The organism is Vibrio mimicus CAIM 602, from assembly GCF_000338875.1.
Classification (GTDB): domain Bacteria; phylum Pseudomonadota; class Gammaproteobacteria; order Enterobacterales; family Vibrionaceae; genus Vibrio; species Vibrio mimicus.
The window spans coordinates 121,137-145,359 of sequence record NZ_AOMO01000030.1; the positions used below are offsets into that span (position 1 = coordinate 121,137).

At 45.5% G+C, this 24,223-nt stretch carries 20 protein-coding genes and 2 pseudogenes; 10 read left to right on the forward strand and 12 right to left on the reverse strand.

Annotated features, from left to right (window positions below):
- Positions 1–9: 9 nt before the first annotated feature.
- The 5 genes from D908_RS09510 to D908_RS09490 form a co-directional block, all read right to left on the reverse strand.
- Entirely contained in the window at positions 10–585 is a 576-nt protein-coding gene (locus D908_RS09510; RefSeq protein ID WP_005524563.1) for a nucleoside triphosphate pyrophosphohydrolase family protein, read from the reverse strand.
- A gap of 175 nt (positions 586–760) precedes the next feature.
- Positions 761–1,111 (reverse strand): DUF2750 domain-containing protein, encoded by a 351-nt coding sequence (locus D908_RS09505; protein WP_000041072.1) that lies wholly within the window; start codon positions 1,109–1,111, stop codon positions 761–763.
- Positions 1,112–1,314: 203 nt separating this feature from the next.
- Positions 1,315–2,925, reverse strand: coding sequence for a methyl-accepting chemotaxis protein (locus tag D908_RS09500; protein WP_005524564.1), 1,611 nt, complete (start codon positions 2,923–2,925; stop codon positions 1,315–1,317).
- A gap of 224 nt (positions 2,926–3,149) precedes the next feature.
- Positions 3,150–3,662, reverse strand: a complete 513-nt coding sequence (locus D908_RS09495) for a glycine cleavage system transcriptional repressor (RefSeq protein ID WP_001089205.1) — start codon at positions 3,660–3,662, stop codon at positions 3,150–3,152.
- A 223-nt stretch (positions 3,663–3,885) separates the two neighbouring features.
- A complete protein-coding gene (locus tag D908_RS09490) occupies positions 3,886–4,782 on the reverse strand; it encodes a DUF3943 domain-containing protein (RefSeq protein WP_005524565.1) in 897 nt (298 codons plus the stop codon).
- A 175-nt stretch (positions 4,783–4,957) separates the two neighbouring features.
- Here D908_RS09490 and D908_RS09485 point away from each other — a divergent pair, with 175 nt between their 5' ends.
- Together D908_RS09485 and D908_RS22295 are read left to right on the forward strand one after the other, a co-directional pair.
- On the forward strand, positions 4,958–6,196 hold the full coding sequence (locus tag D908_RS09485) for a CinA family nicotinamide mononucleotide deamidase-related protein (RefSeq protein ID WP_032467597.1): 1,239 nt from the start codon (positions 4,958–4,960) through the stop codon (positions 6,194–6,196).
- A gap of 248 nt (positions 6,197–6,444) precedes the next feature.
- Complete coding sequence (locus tag D908_RS22295) at positions 6,445–6,699, forward strand: hypothetical protein (RefSeq protein ID WP_000468396.1); 255 nt, start codon at positions 6,445–6,447, stop codon at positions 6,697–6,699.
- Between the two features lie 78 nt (positions 6,700–6,777).
- On the opposite strand, the gene yfaE is transcribed toward D908_RS22295, so the two are convergent.
- The 4 genes from yfaE to ubiG form a co-directional block, all read right to left on the reverse strand.
- Entirely contained in the window at positions 6,778–7,056 is a 279-nt protein-coding gene (yfaE, locus tag D908_RS09475; RefSeq protein ID WP_000718940.1) for a class I ribonucleotide reductase maintenance protein YfaE, read from the reverse strand.
- Entirely contained in the window at positions 7,056–8,189 is a 1,134-nt protein-coding gene (gene nrdB, locus D908_RS09470) for a class Ia ribonucleoside-diphosphate reductase subunit beta (protein WP_000331863.1), read from the reverse strand. Before nrdB ends, yfaE begins: the two co-directional genes overlap by 1 nt.
- Positions 8,190–8,280: 91 nt before the next feature.
- Entirely contained in the window at positions 8,281–10,563 is a 2,283-nt protein-coding gene (nrdA, locus tag D908_RS09465) for a class 1a ribonucleoside-diphosphate reductase subunit alpha (protein WP_001075911.1), read from the reverse strand.
- A gap of 448 nt (positions 10,564–11,011) precedes the next feature.
- Positions 11,012–11,749 (reverse strand): bifunctional 2-polyprenyl-6-hydroxyphenol methylase/3-demethylubiquinol 3-O-methyltransferase UbiG, encoded by a 738-nt coding sequence (gene ubiG, locus D908_RS09460; protein WP_050557229.1) that lies wholly within the window; start codon positions 11,747–11,749, stop codon positions 11,012–11,014.
- 351 nt (positions 11,750–12,100) lie between these two features.
- Between ubiG and gyrA the strand changes: the two genes are divergently transcribed.
- A complete protein-coding gene (gene gyrA, locus D908_RS09455) occupies positions 12,101–14,785 on the forward strand; it encodes a DNA topoisomerase (ATP-hydrolyzing) subunit A (protein ID WP_005524568.1) in 2,685 nt (894 codons plus the stop codon).
- Between the two features lie 174 nt (positions 14,786–14,959).
- Positions 14,960–15,583: a tetratricopeptide repeat protein gene (locus D908_RS09450; RefSeq protein WP_005524569.1), complete on the forward strand. Its 624-nt coding sequence runs from the start codon at positions 14,960–14,962 to the stop codon at positions 15,581–15,583.
- Positions 15,584–15,758: 175 nt separating this feature from the next.
- Here the strand turns inward: D908_RS09450 and nrfA are convergent, their stop codons facing one another.
- Positions 15,759–17,186 carry an ammonia-forming nitrite reductase cytochrome c552 subunit gene (nrfA, locus tag D908_RS09445; RefSeq protein WP_000716707.1) on the reverse strand — a complete coding sequence of 476 codons (1,428 nt, stop codon included), beginning with the start codon at positions 17,184–17,186 and terminating at the stop codon, positions 15,759–15,761.
- Between the two features lie 441 nt (positions 17,187–17,627).
- On the opposite strand from nrfA, the gene nrfB reads away from it, so the two are divergent.
- The 6 genes and pseudogenes from nrfB to nrfF all read left to right on the forward strand — a co-directional run bounded on the left by nrfB (position 17,628) and on the right by nrfF (position 22,757).
- A complete protein-coding gene (gene nrfB, locus D908_RS09440) occupies positions 17,628–18,215 on the forward strand; it encodes a cytochrome c nitrite reductase pentaheme subunit (protein WP_005524570.1) in 588 nt (195 codons plus the stop codon).
- 1 nt (position 18,216) lies between these two features.
- Positions 18,217–18,905: pseudogene (gene nrfC, locus D908_RS0119395) on the forward strand (cytochrome c nitrite reductase Fe-S protein).
- A gap of 1 nt (position 18,906) precedes the next feature.
- Positions 18,907–19,863: a cytochrome c nitrite reductase subunit NrfD gene (gene nrfD, locus D908_RS09435; protein WP_005524571.1), complete on the forward strand. Its 957-nt coding sequence runs from the start codon at positions 18,907–18,909 to the stop codon at positions 19,861–19,863.
- 18 nt (positions 19,864–19,881) lie between these two features.
- A pseudogene (locus D908_RS0119400) lies at positions 19,882–21,832 on the forward strand (heme lyase CcmF/NrfE family subunit).
- Positions 21,801–22,337: a DsbE family thiol:disulfide interchange protein gene (locus D908_RS09430; protein WP_082320956.1), complete on the forward strand. Its 537-nt coding sequence runs from the start codon at positions 21,801–21,803 to the stop codon at positions 22,335–22,337. The pseudogene D908_RS0119400 and the gene D908_RS09430 overlap by 32 nt, the downstream one beginning before the upstream one ends.
- On the forward strand, positions 22,338–22,757 hold the full coding sequence (gene nrfF / locus D908_RS09425) for a heme lyase NrfEFG subunit NrfF (protein ID WP_005524576.1): 420 nt from the start codon (positions 22,338–22,340) through the stop codon (positions 22,755–22,757). It abuts the gene before it with no gap.
- A 251-nt stretch (positions 22,758–23,008) separates the two neighbouring features.
- Here the strand turns inward: nrfF and D908_RS09420 are convergent, their stop codons facing one another.
- A complete protein-coding gene (locus D908_RS09420; protein WP_001231167.1) occupies positions 23,009–23,209 on the reverse strand; it encodes a hypothetical protein in 201 nt (66 codons plus the stop codon).
- A 445-nt stretch (positions 23,210–23,654) separates the two neighbouring features.
- Entirely contained in the window at positions 23,655–23,867 is a 213-nt protein-coding gene (gene cspE / locus D908_RS09415; RefSeq protein WP_000066842.1) for a transcription antiterminator/RNA stability regulator CspE, read from the reverse strand.
- Positions 23,868–24,223 lie beyond the last annotated feature (356 nt).

The window sequence follows — 24,223 nt, forward strand, 5'->3', positions numbered from 1 at the left end:
GAGATCCGCTTATTGAGTCAGTGCTGCCAAGTTAGCTGGACGATAGTAAACGGATTTGAGCACTTTACCCTGACGAATGGTTTTTGACTCAGAGATAAAATCTTCGGCACATTTTGCAATGATGTACTGACCTTGGTGAACCGCCATCAGTTTGATGCCTTGTTCTGCATAGAACTTCTCAGTATCTAAATACTCTTGCTCGTTACGGCACACTTTGCTCATGTTGGAGCTATGCACTTCATCCCAGCAAGGTAGGAATTCGATGTTTAAGTTATTGGCGACATGCAGAAGAAGATCAATTAGATAGCTGATGGCGAGATTGTCTTCTATTTTAGATTGCCCCAAATGCACCAGTCGTCCCATAAGGACGTATACGGTATCCACAATTGCATCCGCTTGTTCGGTTTTATTATCGGCTTGTGCAAGTTCCGTCAGTTCTTCGATCGCCAAAGAGGTGTGTAAGGTGTCTGCCTGCTCGTTTAAGGTTTGTGGTGCGGCGACGGGCAGATCAAAGGTTTGACGAAATTCACTGATATCACGATATAAGTGGTCGAAGATCTCTTGCGTCAGCTTAGTTAATTGCATGCTTGTGTTCCGGATGGTGTTTAACAGGAGGGCAAGTGTAACAAAGCTTGCTAAGTGGGGCTATTGCCGAGAATAGATTGGGGAGATAAAATTCATGTGGAAAAACAAAAGGCGCGAAAACGCGCCTTATCGGTAGGGAGAACCGAAATACCAATTAACCTACATAGGGAATAGGTTATAGGTAGAGTTTGGCCAGTTGTGATGGCTCTAATTCTTTACCTTCAAGACTCGCGTTCCAGTTTGGTCCAACTAAAACACCATCTTCATCGAGCGTGATTAACCAATCTTCTACAAACACATCAAGCGGGATTTCAACGACTTCAAAGTCAGCCCACTCTTCAACATTATGAATTTGCGCATCTTCTTTAGATGACCAGAAAGGCATCACTTCACTTTCTTCAAATTCAGTCGATTCACAAGAGAGCCAACCTTCTTCGTTACGTAAACCCCAAACAAGTTGGTTTTCTTGGGTTTCTTGAATAAACAGCGCTAGATTCGCGTCGATATCTGCCGTTAATTTGCTCATTTTGTTCTCTCGCAGTAGATAATGCCGTAAGGGTAGCACTTTCATCGAAGAATGCCCACGACGATCTCTGCCTGCCGATGAAAAGAGTAATCCCTTCCTACTTGAAGTTACAGCGTGATTAGCGAAGTTCTCACATCAATCACAGAGTTTCTATGCTGATGAGATTCACCGCCCAGCTGTAACTCCAGTCGTTTAGGCCATTTTCACAATTTAAACGTCGTCAATTTCTGGTCGAGCTGGCGAGATAAATCAGCGAGCTTCTCACTCTCTTCGGCCAGATAAGTGGCTGCTTGCGACATTTCAAGCGCCGCATCATTAATGCCACTCACATTGCGGTTCATCTCTTCAGCCACCGCGCTTTGTTCTTCAGCAGCTGTGGCAATTTGTGTGGCTTTGTCACTGACATGCTGAATATGGTTAACGATGAGTGATAAGTCACTGCCCGCATTTTCAGCGGTTGAAACACTGTTTGCCGCCAAATCCTGACTTTTCTGCATGGCACTTGCGGTGCTCACCGCGAGTTGCTGTAAACGGTTAATCATAGTTTGGATTTCGTCAGTGGAGTGGTGAGTCCGGCTGGCCAAATTACGCACTTCGTCCGCAACCACCGCAAAGCCGCGGCCTTGATCGCCCGCTCGCGCCGCTTCTATCGCTGCATTCAAGGCGAGTAGGTTGGTTTGCTCTGAAATCCCGCTAATCACCGAGGTGACTTCACTAATCTGCATTACGCCTTCTTTGAGTTTGTTGACTTGGTCTGTGGCGATTCCAAGCTCAACAGACAAGGCACGAATGCTATCAACACTGGAATGGACGTCTTTATCGCCCAAATTCGCTTCTTTACTGGCATCAAGCGTATCGCGGGCGGTATCTTCTGCATGCCCAGCCACATCGGCTACGGTGGCCGTCATTTGGTTCATTGCTGTGGCGAGCTGGCTTAATTGATCACGCTGAGACACGACGGCTTGGCTTGTTTCTTCTGCGGAGGAAGCAATGCGAATGGCGGCCTCTGCGACGGAGGAGGCCGATTGCACCGACTCGACTAAAGCAACACGCACGGATGAGATACTGTCGTTAATACGTCGAGCAACGATACCAAGTTCATCGGTTCCCGTAACAGGGATTTGGGCTGTAAGATCGCCTTGTGCGACTTTCTTCATGGCATCTTTGATGGTGTCGAGTGGTTGAATAATAGCTCGACTGATGACCACTCCAAGGCCGACCATGATGAGAGTGACCACCAAAGTGGCTAACCCCATATTAAGGAACTGTTGGTAGACTGCGTGTTCAATATCATCCAGCAGCATACCTGAACCTAAAATCCACCCCCAAGGTGCAAATCCACTAACGTAAGAAAGCTTATCGGCAGGCTTGCCTTGCTGATTTTTCCAAGGGTAGATGAGTGAACCTTGCTGACCATTACGAGCAAGCTCAACCATGGTGAACCAGAATTGCCCTTCTGTGTCTGCACCCGCAGTGCCCATCTGCTTGCCAACTAAATCCTGTCGAATCGGATGTACAACCGTAAAACGAGATTCATCGATCACGAACATGTAGTTGTTGCCATCAAATCGCAGTGCATTGATTAGGGCTCTGGATTGCTCTTGAGCTTGCTCTTTAGGCAAGGTTTGATTGAGGTAAGCAATTTGAGAAAGCGTACTTTCGATGACGGCTTTCAAACGAGCTTCCCGTTCAGCAACGAGATTTTCTTGTAAGGCATTCGCGGAAATGAGTAGTAAGCTCAAAAATCCGACAATACCGACGATAACAATTGCGGCCAGTTTATAACTGACCTTGATATTCTCTAGCTTCAACATGACGTTACCACCTGACTGAGCATTGTAATGATCGGGTGTCTTATTTGGCTGCGTTATTGTTTGTATGGGATGGCCGATAAGATCTAATAAAAGAATGGATGACAACGTGTGATTTGCCAGTTGTAGGGTGTGATTTGTTAACTGGCTCAACTATCTGGTGAGAATGAGTGTAATTGCTTAAGTTTGAGAAGGGAGGCGTACCTCCCTCTTTGGGTGGGAGTGATTTAAGCTTCGAGTGTGACGCGAGTATCTTCACTCAATGCTTCGAGCTCTTTAACTACATCATCGATTTCAGTATTAACAGGTAAACGCATCGCGACATTGGCAGTAAACAGGCTTGAACTGATGCCTCCGCCGCCAGCAATAAATACGCGTTGGCAATCCATATCAAGAATGCTGATCCCTTGACCATCTAATAGATGAGTAATTTCGTTGACAATACCCGCACGGTCATTGGCATCAAGCCGTATTTGGTAAACCGTATCACTCTTGTGAACGTGCGGATCTGAATCGGTAATTTCAACTAACAGTCCAGGGAATGATTGGAAAGCTTCTTTAACGGTGCCTGCGTTTCCCTTAGGTAACTCTATCTTGATTACAGCAGCAACGCTGTCTTCGATGAAATTCACCTTACTGATGAGCCATTTTCCACCATTTTCGTGAGTAACGGCAGCCAGTTGTTTTATTGTGGCTGGTGTCGCTTTTCCGACAAAGTTAACAATGAATGTGCTGTTCATGTTGGCCTCCTGACAAGGAATTCACGTTGCTCGCTCTTTGAGTGTAGGAGCTTAACTCAGTTAAGAATTGACCAAGGTCAATTTTCAAGCAGGCAGTGTCAACAGAGAGACAATAATTCTACTTGCACCACAGATTTGTTGATGAAGCAGAATCTTAGAGAGATGGCGGCTGATAAATGTGAAAACAAAACAGGCTACACCTTTGTGTAGCCTGCTTAAAAAATTAGAACGTGATCTTAAGATTCATTCCATAGTATTGAGAATCGTATGGCGCGCCAGCATCCAAGGCGAATCTTGCCGCATCAGGGTTATTAGCCCAAGTACTGCTTTGGAAAGAGACATCAGCAGAGCCTCCCCACGCATTGCTAACCCAACCATGAATATGACCAATCGGATTGAGGAAGAATAAAGTTACACCACCGACGGTATCTGAACCCATCACTTCACCACCGTTGGCTACAATGTTTTGTTCCGCTTCAAACATCAGCTCACCGACAACGGCTCCGAAGAATGGCGTGATGAAGATATCTTGCCATGAAGGAACTTCAGCGAAAGCTTCGACTCCATATTCCCAGAAGAAAGTCGACATGGTGGCAGAGTAAAGGAAAGACTCAAATTCATTAAATCCAGCATGACGTGCCGCAGTGTAATAAACACCACCGAAGTACGGATGCATGATGTAGTTGAGGAAGTGTTCGTCGCGATCCCAAGTTGGGCCTGAACTGACATTATCTTTCCACTTTTTGCCAAGACCACTGAGTTTGCGATCTTCTGCATCCCATTTAGTGATGGATTCAGGGAGCAAAGTCATCAATCCAGCAGTCATAACACTCAAACCGAGGATGGTATAAGTTTGGCCTTTTAGGTAATCCCAATCGCGGGTGTCTTGCACCATTAAATATTTGGGAAGTGGCTCATCGACTTCGAGTGTCGGAGCATCGTTCAGGCTCATAGAAAAAGGATCACCGAGAGAGTCGGTATAATAATTGCTTGAATAGCAGCCGGTCTGCTCACAGCCTAATTGGTAGGCAAAATCAGATTGGAAGTTCACATCTTGTTGTGCGTTTACGCAGGCAGAAAATGTCAACAACATCATGGAGGTGATGTTTTTCTTGAGCACAGATGTCTCCAGTTAAAGGTAATATGTCGATCAGGTTCACAATTATCCATAAAACCCATCAACAAGAAAACTGCTAATTCAAGGTTGTTTGAAATTGCTTAATGGATAAAACGTTCTTTTCTAATCGCCTATTGTAGGTCAATATGGCAACAGCATTAACATCAGGATGGCAAATATGTTGAAAATAGCAATGCTTAGTACCGGCGAAGAAGTTTTGCACGGTGATATTGTGGACTCTAACGCAGCTTGGTTAGCGCGGGAGTTTTATCAGCATGGCTTTTCACTTTCCAAACGTTCCACGGTCGGAGACAGCCAACCCGCACTGGTTGAAGAATTGATGATGCTGAGTTTTAACTCAGATGTGGTGATTGTTAATGGTGGATTAGGGCCAACCAGTGACGATATGACTGCCGAAGCCGCTGCTCAAGCTGCTGAACAACCTCTGGTACTGAATGCGCAATGGCTAAGCCAATTGGAAGCCTTCTTTGCTGGACGCGGCCGTGTTATGCCTGAAAGTAACCGCAAACAAGCGATGTTGCCTGCTAATGCAGAGTTTATTGATAACCCGATTGGTACCGCTTGTGGTTTTAAAATGCAGATCAACGATTGCTGGTTTTATTTCACTCCGGGCGTTCCCAAAGAATTTTATAAAATGGTCAGCGAGCAAATCTTGCCGGATTTGCAGCGGCAATTTCCTTCCGTATTAGGGCATCAATGTAGCCGCCTTTATACCTTTGGTACTTCCGAATCTTCAATTTCCGATAAGTTGGATAAAATGCATCTGCCAGAAGGTTACACCTTGGGCTACCGATCTTATCTGCCTTTTATTGAAGTTAAGCTATTTGGCCCAGACCAAGATCAAGAGCGTCGTTTGAGTTTACTCAAAATCATTCATGCGCATCTGGAGCAATACGTAGTCAGTATAGATGAACCCATGTTGGCGTATTTGGGACATACGATGACGGAGAAAGGATTGTCACTGTCGTTTGCCGAGCAATCTACCCACGGTTGGCTCTCGAGCTGGCTGCTGAGTGATCCACAAATTGAAGCGTTGGCTGGGCATTCATGGATTTTGAGCCACAGAGTGTCGTCAGAATTAGCTCATCAAGACCCCTTAGCGGCGGCATTTGCATTGGCAGGTGCAACCAAAGATAAGTGTGGTACTCAAATGGCTTTGGTGACGGGAGCGCTGAAAGACGAGCAAGTTTCGGTAGCCCTTTCAACACCGAACGGAGAGTGGGGACAAACGGTGAAGTTTGTACGTCGTTTTACGGCTCAAGAGCAGAAAGAATGGATCTCGACGCTTGCGGCTGACATGTTGCTTCGTTACCTCACGGGTCGCCCAATGTTTGTCGGTTACAATGTTGTTGAGCGAGTTAAAGAGATGCATTTGCCAAAGAGTGCACTCAATTAAAATCAGAACCTTACTTTAATACACTGAATAGAAAGACATTTTTTTATCGTCTTTCATTCGGTGTTAACTGAATGAATCTGCTGCTTATTCTGCTTCTTTAGTGTTTGGTTTTCGTTATGCGTATTTTGTCTAATGATTAAGCAGATGATTTATTTAAAGAGCTTCTTTTGTCTCAAAAGTGAGGCTTTAAACCCAGTATTGGATCAGTACACTGTCATCTCCCCCGAAAGTGGCGGCAGGAGGCTGACATGTTTCATCATTCGAAAATCTTGGTTTGGTATAAAATCGCCAGTCAAAAAGTGGTTTTAGGAGAAGCACATAGTAACGGAACTGAGGATATGGTTTCGCTGTGGTTACATGCTCCAACTCAATTCGATCATGCCAGTAACCAAGGTTATTGGTTATCTCTGTTTGATGATGGCGGACGCGAAATTGGCAATAAGTGGGTATCGATGAGAACCGCTGATGCGATTTTGTGTGGTATGAATAGAGCCAGAGCTTAAGCTCTGGCTACATCTTTTCCCCATGTGAAGTGGTAGCCGTGATGACTACTACTTCAATTAGATGGGGCTCAACATCAACTAAGCGCGTTTGGCTTTAAGCTGATAAGTGACTTGTTCGATTTCAAGTGCCGTTTTTGCACGGCAAATGCACGGTAAAATCTCGTTACCTTGAGTGTAAGCCATCGCAAAACCAACATATTCGACCTCACCAGAGACTAACTGGCAACGACAGGCACCACAGTGCCCATCGCGACAGTTGTATTCCGGCTCTAACCCAGCTTGTTCCATGCTCTCAAGCAGAGTATGGCTAGGGTTAGATTCAATGGTCAGCAGTTTGTTGATCTTGATAGCAGCCATTACAGTTCAAAGCCCTCGAAGTCATCTGCACTCACTTCGTTGTCGATTTGACCAACCAAGTAAGAGCTGATTTCCGCTTCTTGAGGTGCGACTTGCACGTTATCCGAAGAAAGCCATGCATTGATCCATGGAATCGGGTTGTTCACGGCCGCTGGGTAAGCAGGCTCAAGACCTACAGCTTGCATGCGGATATTTGTAATGTATTCCACATACTGGCACAGAATGTCTTTGTTCAGACCGATCATAGAACCGTCTTTGAACAAGTAGGAAGCCCACTCTTTTTCTTGCTCAGCGGCTTGTTTAAACAGGTCAAAGCTCTCTTGCTTACACTCTTCTGCAACTTGCAGGAAGGTGAAATCATCCATACCGTTGCGCAGTATGTTGATCATGTGCTGAGTGCCAGTTAAGTGAAGTGCTTCGTCACGAGCAATCAATTTGATGATTTTCGCATTGCCTTCCATCAGTTCACGCTCAGCAAAGGCAAATGAACAAGCAAAGCTCACGTAGAAGCGGATCGCTTCCAGCGCATTCACTGACATCAAGCACAGGTAAAGTTTCTTCTTCAGATCTCTCATTGATACGTTGACGGTTTCGCCGTTGATCTGATGTTGGCCTTCACCAAAACGGTGATAGTCATTGGTCAGTTGAATTAAATCATCGTAGTAGTGGGCGATGTCTTTCGCTCGCTTGATGATGTGTTCATTTTCAACGATATCGTCAAACACGACCGCAGGATCATTCACGATGTTACGGATGATGTGCGTGTATGAACGTGAGTGAATCGTTTCAGAGAAAGACCAAGTCTCAATCCAAGTTTCCAGTTCAGGCAGTGAAACCAGCGGTAGCAGTGCTACGTTCGGGCTACGGCCTTGGATTGAATCGAGCAGAGTTTGGTATTTCAGGTTGGAAATGAAAATGTGCTTCTCATGATCAGGCAGTTTGCCGTAATCAATACGGTCGCTCGAGACATCCACTTCTTCCGGACGCCAGAAGAAGGAGAGTTGCTTTTCAATCAGCTTCTCGAAGATTTCATATTTTTGTTGGTCGTAACGTGCGACGTTGACAGGCTGACCAAGAAACATAGGTTCTTTTAGTTGGTCATTCTTTTTTTGGGTAAAAGTACTGTAAGCCATTGTTGCCTTCATCCGTTTGGCCTCTTGCCGGAGCAAGAGGCATGCAAATCAAAGAGTTAAACTATTATCTCGTGGTTTAGCTTGAATAAGCTTAGATCTTACAAGCACCGCTTGCACAATCGTCTTCTTGCACTTTGACAGCATCAGTCTGCTCGTCTTTCGCGCCATCACGAGTGTTATGGTAATACAGCGTTTTTACACCAAACTTGTACGCTGTTAGCAGATCTTGCAGTAGCTTCTTCATCGGCACTTTGCCTGAGTCGAAATTACTTGGATCGTAGTTAGTATTGGCAGAGATCGCTTGGTCAACGAACTTTTGCATGATACCCACTAAGTGCAGATAGCCATCGTTCGAACCGATGTTCCACAGCAGTTCATAGTTCTCTTTAAAGCGAGTGAATTCAGGAACCACTTGCTTCAAGATGCCGTCTTTTGACGCTTTGACCGAGACATAACCACGTGGTGGCTCAATGCCGTTGGTTGCGTTAGAGATTTGCGATGAAGTCTCTGATGGCATCAATGCAGTCAGGGTAGAGTTACGCAGACCGTGTTCCATGATCTCATGGCGTAGCTTGTCCCAGTCATAATGCAGAGGTTCTGCACATACGAGATCGATATCTTTCTTGTAAGTATCGATAGGCATCAAGCCTTTAGCGTAGTTAGTCTCATGGAACAGTGGGCAACGGCCTTGTTCTTTCGCCAGCTTCATTGAAGCACGTAGCAGGTGATACTGCATTGCTTCAAACGTGCGATGAGTCAGACCATTTGCGCTGCCGTCAGAATATTTCACGCCATTTTTCGCTAGGTAGTAAGCGTAGTTAATCACACCCACACCCAAGGTACGGCGGTTCATTGAAGAACGACGAGCCGCTGGCAGTGGGTAGTCTTGGTAATCCAACAGTGCATCCAGAGCACGAACTACAAGGTCAGACAGCTCTTCAAAATCATCCAGTGACTGAATTGCACCTAAGTTAAATGCAGAAAGTGTACACAGTGCAATTTCGCCGCTTTCATCTTCCACGTTTTCCAGTGGAGAAGTCGGCAGAGCGATTTCCAGACACAGGTTAGATTGACGCACAGGCGCAACAGCCGCATCAAATGGGCTGTGCGTGTTACAGTGGTCAACGTTCTGGATGTAGATACGGCCAGTTGAAGCACGTTCTTGCATCAGCAGAGTGAAGATTTCTAACGCTTTAACGGTTTTCTTCTTAATTGAAGGATCGTTTTCGTACTTCACATACAGACGTTCGAACTCATCTTGGTCTTGGAAGAAAGCGTCGTACAATCCCGGAACATCAGAAGGAGAGAACAGGGTAATGTTGCCACCTTCAACCAGACGCTTGTACATCAGTTTGTTAAGCTGAACACCGTAATCCATATGACGAACACGGTTCTCTTCAACACCACGGTTGTTTTTCAGAACCAGCAGAGATTCTGCTTCACCGTGCCATAGAGGGTAGAAAACAGTTGCTGCACCACCACGAACACCGCCTTGAGAGCAGCATTTCACTGCAGTTTGGAAGTACTTATAAAATGGGATACAGCCGGTGTGGAATGCTTCGCCGCCACGGATTTCAGAACCCAGCGCACGAATGCGACCCGCGTTGATACCAATACCTGCACGTTGAGAAACATAGCGAACAATGGAGCTCGCAGTCGCATTGATAGAATCTAGACTGTCACCACATTCAATCAGTACGCAAGAGCTAAACTGACGGGTTGGAGTACGCACACCGGACATGATCGGTGTTGGCAGCGAGATCTTAAAAGTAGAAGTCGCATCATAGAAACGCTTGACGTAATCAAGGCGTGTCTCTTTTGGATACTTAGCAAATAGGCAAGCAGCTACCAAAATGTACAGGAACTGAGCACTTTCGTAGATTTGACCCGTCACACGGTTCTGTACGAAGTATTTGCCTTCAAGCTGTTTAACTGCGGCGTAAGAGAAATCCAGATCACGACGGTGGTCAATGAATTGATCCATCAGCTCCAGTTCTTCACGGGTATAGTCTTCCAGCAAATGCTTATCGTATTTGCCTTTCTCGACCATTTTGCTCACGTGGTTGAACAGTGTTGGTGGCTCATACTGACCGTAAGCCTTTTTGCGCAGGTGGAAAACCGCAAGACGCGCAGCAAGGTATTGGTAGTCGGGAGTCTCTTCAGAAATCAGATCCGCGGCTGACTTGATGATGGTCTCATGGATATCCGAGGTTGTAATGCCATCATAGAACTGAATGTGAGCGCGCAGTTCTACCTGTGATACAGAGACATTTTGTAAACCTTCAGCGGCCCAAGTGATCACTCGGTGGATCTTATCCAGATCAATGTTTTCTTTGCGGCCATCACGCTTAGTGACAGTAAGTTGTTGGTTCATTCTGCTTCTTTTCCCTAACAAAACTGATTAAAGCCGTATTTTTGTCTAATTCTTGTAAAATGAATCGCGGCTTTGTGATCAAGTTCGCCCTACATATAGTGTCACAAACACTATATGTAGGGGTGCTTAAGTGGTCGGGTTACAAGATAGTGCTATAGAGCCACTATTGCAAGTTACAGCTTTGGGACAGTTTGTGGATAACTAGCAAAATTAAAAAAATCAGTTAGTACCCACTTACTGATGATCAAAGGGCAGAGTTGATTGTAAAAAATCGCCTTTTCCACATCGCTTTATTAGTAACCACAAACGAAAAAAAATTTTCTTGATCTTTAAGGAAAAATTCACGTTGAAAACTGATCGTTCAAAATGGAATCAAACGCACGAAAAATAGACTAAAAAAGTGCGGTAACCTGTGCTACCGCAGCGATTTTTTAGCGTTGTCTATGCGTTAAAAAAGGCGGGTATGAACGATGTAATTCACATCGACATTTGAACCTAAACGGTAGGTATCGGTAAGTGGGTTGTAATGTAGACCTGTGATGCCTTGTTCTTGCAACGCTGTTTGGTCAATCATCTTCAATAATTCGGATGGACGAATGAATTTATTGTGGTCATGAGTGCCTTCCGGAACGATTTTCAGTAGCTTTTCTGCACCTACAATCGCAAACAGGTAGGACTTAAAGTTGCGGTTAAGCGTAGAGAAGAACACATGGCCGCCGGGCTTAACCAGTTTGGCGCAAGACTTAATCACTGAAAGTGGGTCTGGAACGTGCTCCAGCATTTCCATGCAAGTCACCACATCATACGTTTGCGGGTTGGCAGCCGCATGATCTTCAACTGTGCTTTGGATGTAGGTCAGTTTCGTGCCAGTTTCGAGAGCATGCAAACGTGCCACTTCTAACGGTTCTTTACCCATATCAAGGCCAGTCACTTGTGCGCCTTCACGCGCCATGCTTTCCGCTAAAATGCCGCCACCACAGCCTACATCCAACACTTTTTTGCCAAATAGACCGTTGGCTTTCTCTAGCACATAGTTGAGACGGAGAGGATTGATCTGGTGTAGGGGTTTAAATTCGCCTTCAAGATCCCACCAACGAGAAGCCATATCCTCGAATTTTTTGATTTCGTTGGGATCGACGTTTTGTGCTGAAGCCTGCTGAGTAGAAGCCAAGTGTGTTGAAGCCATCTTGTATCGCCTGTATTACGCATCCGTGAAGAATGGGCATTATAGCGCGCTGAGTAAATCGCACCAGTTGAGATGCCAGATTTGGCGATGAGCGTTTAAAAAACAACCATCTAACTTTGCCAACTGCAAGGAATGTGTAAATTCTCGGCATTTAAGACGCAACCAAGGTCACAACCTGATAAAAGGTCAGGGAAAGTAATGCCGAAGCGTAGAAACATGTGTTATATTTTTTCACCTTATAAGTATCAAGAATATCCAGTTCTCGACTGACTTGGCGCTCAATCTTGTAGTGAGCCCCGTTTCAGTAAGAATTTGGGTATACCGATCAAACTATAGAGGGATAATGGCTCTATGAGCGATCTAGCTAAAGAGATCACGCCCGTAAACATCGAAGACGAGCTACGCAACTCGTATTTGGACTACGCGATGTCGGTTATCGTGGGTCGTGCTCTTCCTGATGTGCGTGATGGCCTTAAACCAGTACACCGACGCGTACTGTTCGCGATGAATGTGCTGGGCAACGACTGGAACAAAGCCTATAAAAAATCTGCCCGTGTGGTAGGTGACGTAATTGGTAAATATCACCCTCATGGTGATAGTGCGGTTTACGACACCATCGTGCGTATGGCGCAGCCTTTCTCATTACGTTACATGTTGGTCGATGGCCAAGGTAACTTTGGCTCGATCGACGGCGACTCCGCGGCGGCAATGCGTTATACCGAAGTTCGTATGTCGAAAATCGCGCACGAACTCTTGGCAGACCTAGACAAAGAAACCGTTGACTACGTTCCGAACTATGACGGCACCGAGCAGATCCCTGCGGTATTGCCGACGAAGATTCCGAACCTGCTGATCAACGGTGCATCCGGTATTGCGGTGGGTATGGCAACCAACATTCCTCCGCACAACTTAGGTGAAGTGATCGATGGCTGTTTAGCCTACATCGATAATGAAGCTATCACCATTGATGAGTTGATGGACTACATTCCTGGTCCAGATTTCCCAACCGCAGCGCTGATCAGTGGCCGTAAAGGCATCATTGACGCGTACAAAACCGGCCGTGGCAAGGTTTACATGCGCTCGAAAGCGGAAATCGAAACCGATAAGAACGGCAAAGAAACCATCATCGTCAGCGAAATCCCTTATCAAGTGAACAAAGCTCGCTTGATCGAAAAAATCGCTGAGTTGGTGAAAGAGAAAAAAGTCGAAGGTATCAGCGCACTGCGTGACGAGTCTGATAAAGACGGTATGCGCATCGTGATTGAGTGTAAGCGTGATGCGGTTGGCGAAGTGGTTCTGAACAACCTGTATGCCAACACTCAGCTGCAAACCACTTTCGGTATCAACATGGTGGCACTCGATAACGGTCAGCCTAAGCTGTTTAACCTGAAAGAGATGCTGAAGTGTTTCGTCGACCACCGCCGTGAAGTGGTGACTCGTCGTACTATTTTTGAACTGCGCAAAGCGCGCGAGCGTGCCCATATCCTTGAAGGTTTGGCACTGGCTCTGGCGAACATTGATGAGATCATCGAATTGATCCGTCATGCCGCAACGCCTGCAGAAGCAAAAGAAGGCTTAATTGCCCGAGGTTGGGATCTTGGCAACGTTGCTGCGATGCTTGAGCGTGCAGGTACTGATGTTGCGCGTCCTGAGTGGCTTGAGCCACAATACGGCATCCGCGATGGCAAGTATTTCCTGACTGAGCAACAAGCGCAAGCGATTCTGGATCTGCGTCTGCACAAGCTGACTGGTCTAGAGCACGAGAAGATCCTCGATGAGTACAAGCAGCTTCTCGAAGAAATTGCTGCGTTGATGCACATTCTGGCGAGCACAGAGCGCTTGATGGAAGTAATCCGTGAAGAACTCGAAGCGATTCGCGCAGGCTTTAGCGATGCGCGTCGCACTGAAATTACTGCAGCAACTCACGACATCGACATGGAAGAGCTGATCGCCCGTGAAGATGTGGTTGTGACTCTGTCACACGAAGGTTATGTGAAGTATCAATTACTGAGCGACTACGAAGCACAGCGTCGTGGTGGTAAAGGTAAGAGCGCAACCAAAATGAAAGAAGAGGACTACATTGAACGTCTTCTGGTTGCCAATACTCACGATAACATTCTGCTGTTCTCAACTCGCGGCAAAACTTACCGTATGAAGGTTTACCAACTGCCGTTGGCAAGCCGTACTGCACGTGGTAAGCCAATCGTGAACCTGCTTCCTTTGGAAGAAAATGAACGCATCACAGCGATTCTGCCAGTGACTGAGTTTAGCGAAGATAAATTCATCTTCATGGCAACCGGTGACGGTACTGTGAAGAAAACATCGCTGGATCAATTTGCTAACGTACGTTCTAACGGTCTGATTGCGTTGAACCTGCGTGACGAAGACTCGCTGATTGGTGTTGATATCACCGATGGCGAAAGCGAAATTATGCTGTTCTCTAAATTCGGTAAAGTTGTTCGTTTTAAAGAGTCTGAAGAAACCGCTGTTGTGGATGAAAATGGTCAACCTGTTCTGGATGAAAATGGCCAGCCAGAGATCAAGTTCAAAGGCGTAAGACCAATGGGTCGTACCGCTGCGGGTGTTCGCGGCATGAAACTGGCTGACGGTGACCAAGTAGTATCGCTTATCGTACCGAAGGCCGAAGGTGACGTGCTCACCGTAACCGAAAATGGTTACGGTAAGCGTACCAGCCTGTCTGAATACCCAACCAAAGGTCGTGGTACTCAGGGTGTGGTTTCGATCAAAGTCTCTGAGCGTAACGGCAGCGTAGTGGGTGCAGTACAAGTGGCCGAGGGTGATGAGTTCATGATGATCACCAATGCCGGCACACTGGTACGTACTCGCGTGGCGGAAGTAAGCCAAGTGGGCCGTAATACTCAAGGCGTTACCCTGATCCGTACTTCGGAAGGTGAAAGTGTGGTGGGTCTGCAGCGTATCGATGAAATCGAAGAGTCGGAATTGCCAGAAGGCGAGGAAGCACTTGTTGAGAACGATGCACCTGTTGCACAAGATGATGATGGTGAACAAGAGTAATCTGCTCTGTCATATCCCTGCCTAATCACAATTAGTTAGGGAAATTCATAAAGTGCCTAATCAAAGCCGGACAATCGTCCGGCTTTTTTGATCCCGCCTACAGCCTATAAGCCCCACTCAGTTTTCTCACAAACACTTAGTTATACTGGCTGGGCAAATGGTTAAGGAGTCAATATGGATGGGATGACGCTGATACTGGGTGTCGTTGTGGTAGTGGCAATGGCGATTTATCTATTGATTCGAACCCCGCGCCGAGTCGCAGTTGGGTTTGTTGGAATTGTGACTATGGTGAGCGTGGGTCTTTTTTTATGGATGCAGCAGCCAGAGCCTAAAGCCCAAGTTAAGGCCGAAACAAAATCACTGACTCAGACAATGAGTGATTTACAGGAAGCGTTACGTAAAGATCCCAATCAAGCCGATTTATGGTTCTCTTTAGGGCAGGGGTACTTATTGGAGAGTGATTTTCTTGCTGCCACACAATGCTTTGATTACGCGATTCGATTGACTGAGTTTCCGACCGCCAACCAATATGCCGCGAAAGCGACAGCGATTTACTATCAACATAAGCAAAACATGAATGATGAAGTGACTCAGCTTTTGAATACGGCTTTAGAAATTGAACCATTTAATGAAACGGCACTGACATTGATTGCTCAAGACCACATGATCAGCTTTCGTTATCAGCAGGCAGTGGAAACTTGGCTGCATTTATTGGACTCACCTGATCTTGCTCTCGATAGAGCCAAAATCATTCAACAATTGGAGCTGGCAAAATCACGAGTGGTTAAAGCCAGCTAAATCGTCACCAAGCACTAACTACCTTCGACTCGAAGCCGTTATTTTGTTTGAACTTATCTTGTTTAAATAGAAGAAAAGCCAACGCACTGTTGGCTTTTCGTTGAAGGCACTCCATGTCACGAGAGTGCAGAATCGAGGTTTAAACGCTGACTTCTAGCGTCTACTGACTTTTCGTCTAATAGTTCGCTTCGCGTTGCTCTGCTTTCTTATCCCATTCAGGAACAACAGTATCGAGGAAGTGCTGTTTCTCTGCTTTCATCTTCTCCATATCCATGCCTAAGGCAGCTTGGGCTTTCTCTTTGCTTGAAATATCAGGCTGCTTAATTGGGTCAGTAATGCCTTTAGTGGCTAATAGACGAGCCAGTTTAGTACGCGCATCCGCCGCGCGATCCACCGCAGTTCCCAACACTTCCAAAGCGACTTCAGGCGCATGCATGTGCACGCCATGTGAAGCGATGGAGTAGTCCCAACGCCATTGCGCATGACGGATATCTTGCAAGATCGATTGCATTTCTTGTTCCGTTGCACCGGCTTTCCACGCAGCTGCTGCTTCAAAGTGTGCTGCAACGATCTGTTTTTCAGCCGTCAGCTTCATTTTCAGCACTTGCGCTTTACGAGTTGCGACAATGTTTTTCAACTCATCTTTGCTTTGGGTATGGCAATTGGCACAGGTATTTTCAAAGCGATCAAATGGGTTACCGATTTTATGGTCGGTATACACCGTTCCATCTTCGTTTTTCACCTTAGGCATGTGGCAATCCGCACACACCACATTATTTTTGCCATGGATACCAGCACGCCACGTTTCATACTCAGGGTGCTGCGCTTTAATCATAGGAGCCTTGGAGAGTTGGTGTGTCCAGTCACTGAAATTCAGTGCATCGTAATAACGTTCCATAGAATCCACATCAGTACCCATATCCCAAGGGAATTTCACGGCCTTGGTGGGGCCTGCGAAATAGTATTCCACGTGGCACTGACCACACACACCCGCTTGTTGATCGAGGCGTGACATTTGATCAAAGGGCTTGCCAATCGCCTGATATGCACGCTCGACATAAGGACGGGTGATTTTCAGTGCCGGTTCACCATTTTTGAACGCTTCACTGCGCGTGTCATGGCAGTCAGCACAACCAATCGGGTTAGAAATTTCTTCACCCAAACGCGCCCATTTGCCTTCGAAATAGCCGTCCTCACCGCGTTCTTCGATCACTCTTGCCACATCCGGTGATTTACAGCTCCAACAGGCCATTGGCATTGGGCCTGAATTAGCATCGGTTGGGCCGCCAGTACGCAAGGTTTGGCGAACATCATCTAATGCGTAAAAGTGCCCACGAGCCTTGTTGTAGTCTTTGGCAAAGCCGTAGCCTGCCCATAACACAACCATGTTGGGATCTTCGGCCAAAGCATCTTCGATAGGTTTACTCTCTGACGTCTCTTTCCATGTTTTGTATTGATCAGGGTGTTGTGCCTGATAAGTCTCGTTACGCGGGTCTGCAAGTTTGTTTTCTGTTTCTGCAGACACGCCAAAACTCGCTACTCCCAAGGAAGTTGCGCTCATGAGTAACAATGCTGCTGATTGTTTTATCCAGTGCTTTTTCACAATGGCTTCTCCATATTCCGTGTTGGTTTCTGCGTTGTGGGGCTGAATATCCAAATTAAGAAAGGAGAATGCACAAACTATTATCGTTTATATTTTTAAAAACAAAATTAGGCATATTAATAATCATTGTTTTGGATCAATTTACCACTGTGACCAAGCTTCAAAAAAAATCCACATACCCCTAAAGTGGTATGAAATCTCTAAATAAATAGAGAAAAGGCTAATGCTTGAAATTAAATAATTTCCAATGATTTAGGTGATGTATCTCACTAATTCTTGCTTGTGAAATACCCATAAAGGAGAAGGGGGGATATTCTATTTATATAGCGTTGTGGCTTATCCAAAATAAGAATTGATTGCATTTGGTGAATAATCGAAACCAAGAGTAATTATTTTTCTGATTTTGATAACAATCCTTATCAGAAATAAGGACAGGATAATATGGGCAAAGTTCAATTTGCCATAGCCATAATGCTGAAGTCCCTTTTTGCATTTTGTCTCTATGGATATTCTATTTATGCCGTTGCGGAATCTTCTGATAAAAAATCGGAGGCATCTCCACAACGCCATGAAGTCACTTTCATCCGTGATGCTGATTACAAATGTGTTCAGTGCCATAAGGATGCCAAAAATACACTGCTTGAATCACACAGTGAGCAAGCGCTGCAACAAGAAGGGCGTGAGCTGAACTGTACCAATTGCCACAGCAATATTGGCCCTGAACACCGTAATGGTGCTGAGGACGTGACCAAGTATTTCAGTGCACAATCGCAACCAGGCACAGAAAAGGTTTATCTGGATCCAGAGCAGATCTTGCAAGCCAACAGCGTTTGTATGGACTGCCATCAACCGGAAAAACTCCGTGAGAAAAGTTGGACGCACGATGTACACGCGAAAAACCTCACCTGTTCTAACTGCCACACGGTTCATGCCATGGATGCCAAAGTGCTGAGCTTTGATCACAAGCAGAAGATAAAGCTATGTGTCGATTGCCATTCCGATTTCAAAGTGAAGGAAGAGGAGAAATAACATGAGCTGTTCAAGACGTCATTTTCTCGCGGGTTCCGGAGCTTTAATCATGACCACGGGCATTGCGGGTACGGCAGTGATCAATAGTCGCTATGTGCTTGCAGCCGTGCAGGAAGAGGACAATAAACGTTACGCCATGGTGCATGATGAAACCGCTTGTATTGGCTGTACCGCGTGTACCGAAGCGTGTCGTGAAGTGAACAAAGTGCCTGAGGGAGTCTCCCGTTTGGAGATTATTCGCAGTGCTCCGCAAGGTGAGTTTCCGAATGTGGATTACCGTTTTACTCGCAAATCTTGCCAACATTGTGAGAATCCGCCTTGCGTGTATGTTTGCCCAACGGGTGCTGCTTACAAAGATGAAGCGACAGGCATTGTTGATGTATATAAGGAGCGCTGTGTGGGTTGCGGTTACTGTATTGCTGCTTGCCCTTATCAAGTGCGTTTTTTCCATCCGGTCACTCATTCGGCGGATTAAAGTGTAACTTCTGCCGTGATACCAATCTGGCACAGGGCAAACTGCCTGCGTGTGTGGAATCTTGCCCCACTAAGGCGCTGACATTTGGCGATTTAAACGATCCGACCAGTGCAGTCAATCAACTGCTGGCGACCCGCACGGTGTACCGAGATAAAGTGCAGCTAGGTACCAGCCCTAAACTGTATAAGATCCCGCATCAGAAAGGGGAGGTGTAATATGAACACTTTACAAACCGCTTTTCATTTTGATTCTTTAGTGTGGGATTGGATTATTGCCATCTATTTATTTTTGGCAGGGATGTCCGCCGGTGCCGTCATGATTTCGCTCTATTTGAAACGCAACGTAATACAAGGCGATGCGGCAGAAAATGGGATTATTAAAGCGACCGCTTGGCTGGCACCGTTCGGAATTATTGCGGGCCTGACGATTTTGATTTTCCACCTCACTAAGCCACTCGAGTTTTGGAAGATCATGATTTATTACAACCCCACCTCAGTGATGTCGATGGGGGTGATTTTGTTTCAAGTGTATATGGCGGTGCTGTTCGTTTGGATCGGAATTATTTTCAGACCTGTGATCATGCGACTCTTGAAGGGCAAATTCACCTTTGTGGATGGTTTGCTGTTGAAAGCCAAGCAATTTGAAAATGGGATTGAAATTTTCCTCGCCATTTTAGCCATTACTCTTGCGGCTTATACGGGCTTCCTGCTTTCAGCATTAAAAACTTATCCGATGCTGAATAATCCTGTGTTGCCAATTCTGTTCTTATTCTCCAGTCTTTCATCTGGTTTCGCGGCCTGTTTGATGGTTGGGGTGTGGATCTTTAAAGAGCCGATGAACAGCCCAAGCGTTGCATGGCTGCACAGATTTGAGCGCCCGACGGTACTGTTTGAGTTGTTTGTGTTAGTGACTTTCTTTACTGGGCTGATTTTCAGTGGTGGTCAAGCACAGGCTTCCGCGTGGAATGCCATTTCAGGCGGCTTTTGGGCTAATTGGTTTTGGTATGGTGTGATCGCACTTGGCATGGTGTTGCCTTTGGTGCTGAATGCGCTATCTCCCAAATCCATCAAACATTCGCTCGGCTTTGTACTGTTTGTCACCTCGCTTAGTTTACTTGGGGTATTAATGTTGCGTACCTTTGTGTTGTACGCCGGACAGATGACCGTCATTTAAGCGTGATAGGAAAAGCTAATGAGTGACTTAGGGCTGTTTTTACTCATTCTGGTCGCCGTGTTAAGCACGGCGATGAGCCTTTGGGGGCTAAGTCGCTTTCGCAATTTTTCCTCATTTCAATCTAGTTCTGAGCCACAACAAATACTACTCGCCAAAACCTGCCGACTGGTGTTCCTTTGCGTTTTCTCGGCCTTGGTGCTGTTAGCGTATGCGTTCATCAGTGACAATTTTGCGCTGCATTATGTTTCATCCCACTCCAATTCTGCTCTGCCCGTGTTTTACAAAGTGGCAGCCGTATGGGGAGGGCATGAAGGATCGATGCTGTTTTGGGTGATGACGCTAGCAGGATGGTCTGCAGTGATCTCCTATCAGCGTTGTTACCCGCAATCGTATCAATTTAAAGTACTGACCTTGATGAATGCGCTGGTTGCCATGTTCGCGTGGTTTACCTTGTTCACCTCCAACCCCTTTGAGTTGAATGCGGTTTTGTCCCAGCGAGGGGAGAGATTTAAACCCGATGCTGCAAGATGTCGCGCTGATTTTTCATCCTCCTTTGCTGTATCTCGGCTATGTGGGTTACTCCACAGTGTTGGCGTTTGCTCTGGCCGCGTTATTGGAAAAAGATATCCCAAGTCAGTGGGTGGAATGGTGTCAGCCGTGGGCGATGGGTGCGTGGCTGTTTTTAACCTTAGGCATAGGGCTAGGTTCATGGTGGGCGTATTACGAACTGGGCTGGGGCGGTTGGTGGTTCTGGGATCCGGTTGAAAACGCCTCTTTACTGCCTTGGCTGAGCGGAACGGCGCTGTGTCACACCTTATTGGCTAACCGATACCACGGTGTATTGCAGCGTTGGTGTTATGTGTTGGCGCTGATGACGTTCAGTTTAAGCATCATAGGCACGTTTATTGTGCGCTCTGGTGTACTGACTTCCGTACATGCGTTTGCGGTTGATCCCGACAAAGGCATCGCCTTACTCGGCATTCTTGCTTTGGTGCTGCTTGTGGGCTTGGGTAGTTTTGTCCTGCGTTTAGACGAGATTCGCTCAGCACCTCTTACTCACTGGTGGAGTGCGCCATTTTTAATGTTGATCGCGACAGGGTTATTGGCCATCGCCGCATTTACCGTGGGCATGGGTACCTTTTACCCCATGCTGTACACCTTGTTCGGGTTTGGCAGCATTTCAGTGGGTGCGCCGTATTTCAATGCCATGATTTTGCCTTTTGTCCTCTTGGGCATGCTGGCACTAGGTGCAGTTCCGCTAGTCAAACACAAAAACCGACGACCAATCGCGTTAGGGCTAGTGCTTCTTTCAACACTGCTGGGAACCACGCTGTATCGCCTGCAAGTCGATAACCCTGTGTTGTGGGTTCAACTATTCTGGATTTTGGGATGCTGGGTTGCCAGCACACACTTGCTCTGTTTATTGGAGAAAAAAACGCGAGCGATCCCTATGCTGATGGCGCATTTGGGGTTGGCATTTTTGGCTGTGGGCGCGGCGATGAATGCTGAACACTCTCAGGAAATTGCGAAAAAAATGGCACCGGGAGACACACTGACATTTATGCAGTGGCAGGTGACTTATCAGGAAATGAACTGGGCGATAGGGCCGAATTACACGCTAGAGAAAGCGCGATTTACATGGCAAAAAGAGGGCGCGAGTTCTTTTATCATGGAACCTGAACGCCGCCATTATCCGGTACGGGTAATGAACATGAGCGAACCTGCTTTGCATGGACTGTGGAATGGGGATTTGTACGTTACGCTTGGTAGCAAGTTTAGCGAGCAGAGTCATTCCGCAAAAAGCTATGCCGTAAAGAGTTACGCTGTGAAGTTACAATTCAAAGCTTATATAGGCTGGATATGGTTAGCGGCACTGATGTTTGTAATGGGCAGCGTGCTGGCATTAGTGAGTCGCTGGAAAGAGAGGATAGTGCAGAGTGTTGAAAGCCAACGTTATACGCTTGCTTAGTGTGGTCTTAGTGATTGGTGGTGTGCTCGCCGCAATTGGCTTGGGTTTGGAAAATAAAAATACCAACAAGGCAGAAGCGAGTGCGGTCAAACAGTTACCGGCGTTTGATGCCCCAGATTTACTTAATGCAAACTTACGCGTAACACAGCAAGATTTTCTCATTTCGGATTACAAACTTCTCAATGTGTGGGCTTCATGGTGTGGTATTTGTTTAAGTGAGCATGAATTTTTAAACACCTTAGCTCAGCAAGGCGTCCCCATTTACGGCTTAAATTATCGGGATGAACCCCGTGCGGCGACACGTTATTTGCAGCAGCACGGCAACCCGTTTGTCAAAGTGGCTCAAGATCCACAAGGTTCAGTGGCGCTAGATCTTGGCGTGATAGGCACACCGGAGACGTATTTGATTAACTCGGCAGGGGAGATTGTTTTCAAATATTCAGGGCAATTGACCCAAGAAAAATGGCAACGCTATTTTCAGGCATACTTTAAACAGGAGGGTTAATTGTTACTCCGGCTGGCTTTCTTTCTATTTTTCATCGTATCGCCACTGCAAAGTTGGGCGAGTGATCCGCTTTCAAGCACAGAAGGTGTCAACGCCGTCGAATTTTTTGAGTTTGATTCTACTGAGCAGCAGCGCATGGCAACTGAGTTGGCGAAATCATTACGTTGCCCACAATGCCAAAACCAGAATTTGATTGAATCAAATTCACCGATCGCCAAAGACTTGCGCTTTAAAGTGTTTGTGATGGTGAAAGAGGGGAAAAACGAGCAAGAGATTGTCGATTACATGGTTGAACGCTTCGGTGATTTTGTGTTGTACCAACCGCCATTTAAAGCTCAAACCTGGCTGCTATGGTTGACTCCTGTAATAATTCTGGGCCTATTTTTGATCTACGCCGCCCGGTCGGTACGGCGTAAATAGCTACCAGTCAGACAAAACACGGCACAGTCTGGATATAAGACGTATTTCTGGCCGTATTTTTAAATAGATAAATATGGATCAAATCAGAGGCTAAAATAAAAATTGCACGGATGTTTTTCATATTGATCTACTTGCAGGGGTGGTTTATATCAAATTTATTAAAAATACGAATAATTAGGTGGCAGTGTGCCAAGTATTAGTGATATTTGAGCTTGAATTGATATGAAACAGAAGTGGTTGACCGCAGACTGTTAATTTCTATTGATATACCGTTCGGCATTGGAAAATAGTTTTTCACATATTTTTTTCTGGTTCATATACTCTGGTGTGCCTTGTTCCATAGAGTCTAGAACTTCTTTCGCTGCTTGATATTCTGTGACCATAACAGAGAATTGCTCTTCAAAGTTGTTTCTTTGTGTTTTTTTATTTGATTTTCTTACTGGTTTTCGCATGTTTTTTGTACCTTACAGATCCCAAAGTTTCTTTTGTTCTCGTTCTAATAAAATGTCTTCAATTTTTTTCTTATCTTGTGAATGTTATCTGGACTTTCATCTGCATTAAGAGCTTTTACTTTGGAAATTTTGGATTTAGAACCTGTTAGTGGCTTTTTCAAATTTCGATCTCCTTCTATAACATAGAAATAAATAGACCATCGAACATCACATCTTGCGAATGTTTAATTTCGAAAGAAATTTCACCCTAGAAAATTAAAATGATCATTAGGTGATATGAAATGAAAGTGGATAAGATTAAAAAACGACTTGTCTGATTTACAGTAGGAAGACAAACTCTAACATTGTTACTGTAAGATTGATGAACAAAGAACGATGTTTTCTTTATTTGATGAATTTTGAATGACTAGATCTCATCATCTAAACAAGATCTAGTCATAAATATTTATAGCACAGTAACGTTAGCAGCTTGTGGGCCTTTATTACCTTGCTCTACGTTGAAAGCAACTTTTTGGCCTTCAGCTAATGTTTTAAAACCGTCGCTAACAATTGATTTGAAATGAACGAATAGATCAGCACCGCCGTTGTCAGGAGTGATAAATCCAAAACCTTTAGTTTCGTTAAACCATTTTACTAGACCAGTTGTTTTATTAGACATATATATCTCGATAGATTAATTACATTGAAAGAGAAACTACTAAATATGGAATGAAGAAAAAGTTATCGCAGGATATATATGACAAACTGAATCAAAAAACTGAGAAGATCTTAAACTAAATTTTATATCAATAGCTCACTGTTAGAACTGGCGCTACTATACACGATGTACACACAATAGATACGCATTTCTTTGTTTTAAATTTTTATCCATTTAAATCAGTGTGTTAGAGTTTAGTTTTTGAGGGTGCTAAGGTTGGAGCTAAGCTATACCCCCAAAAACACTCCGTATTTGTCATCGGTTTGCTTGGGTATAATGCCCGCCCAATTTCCAAGTGTCGTATTTAAAAGGTCATA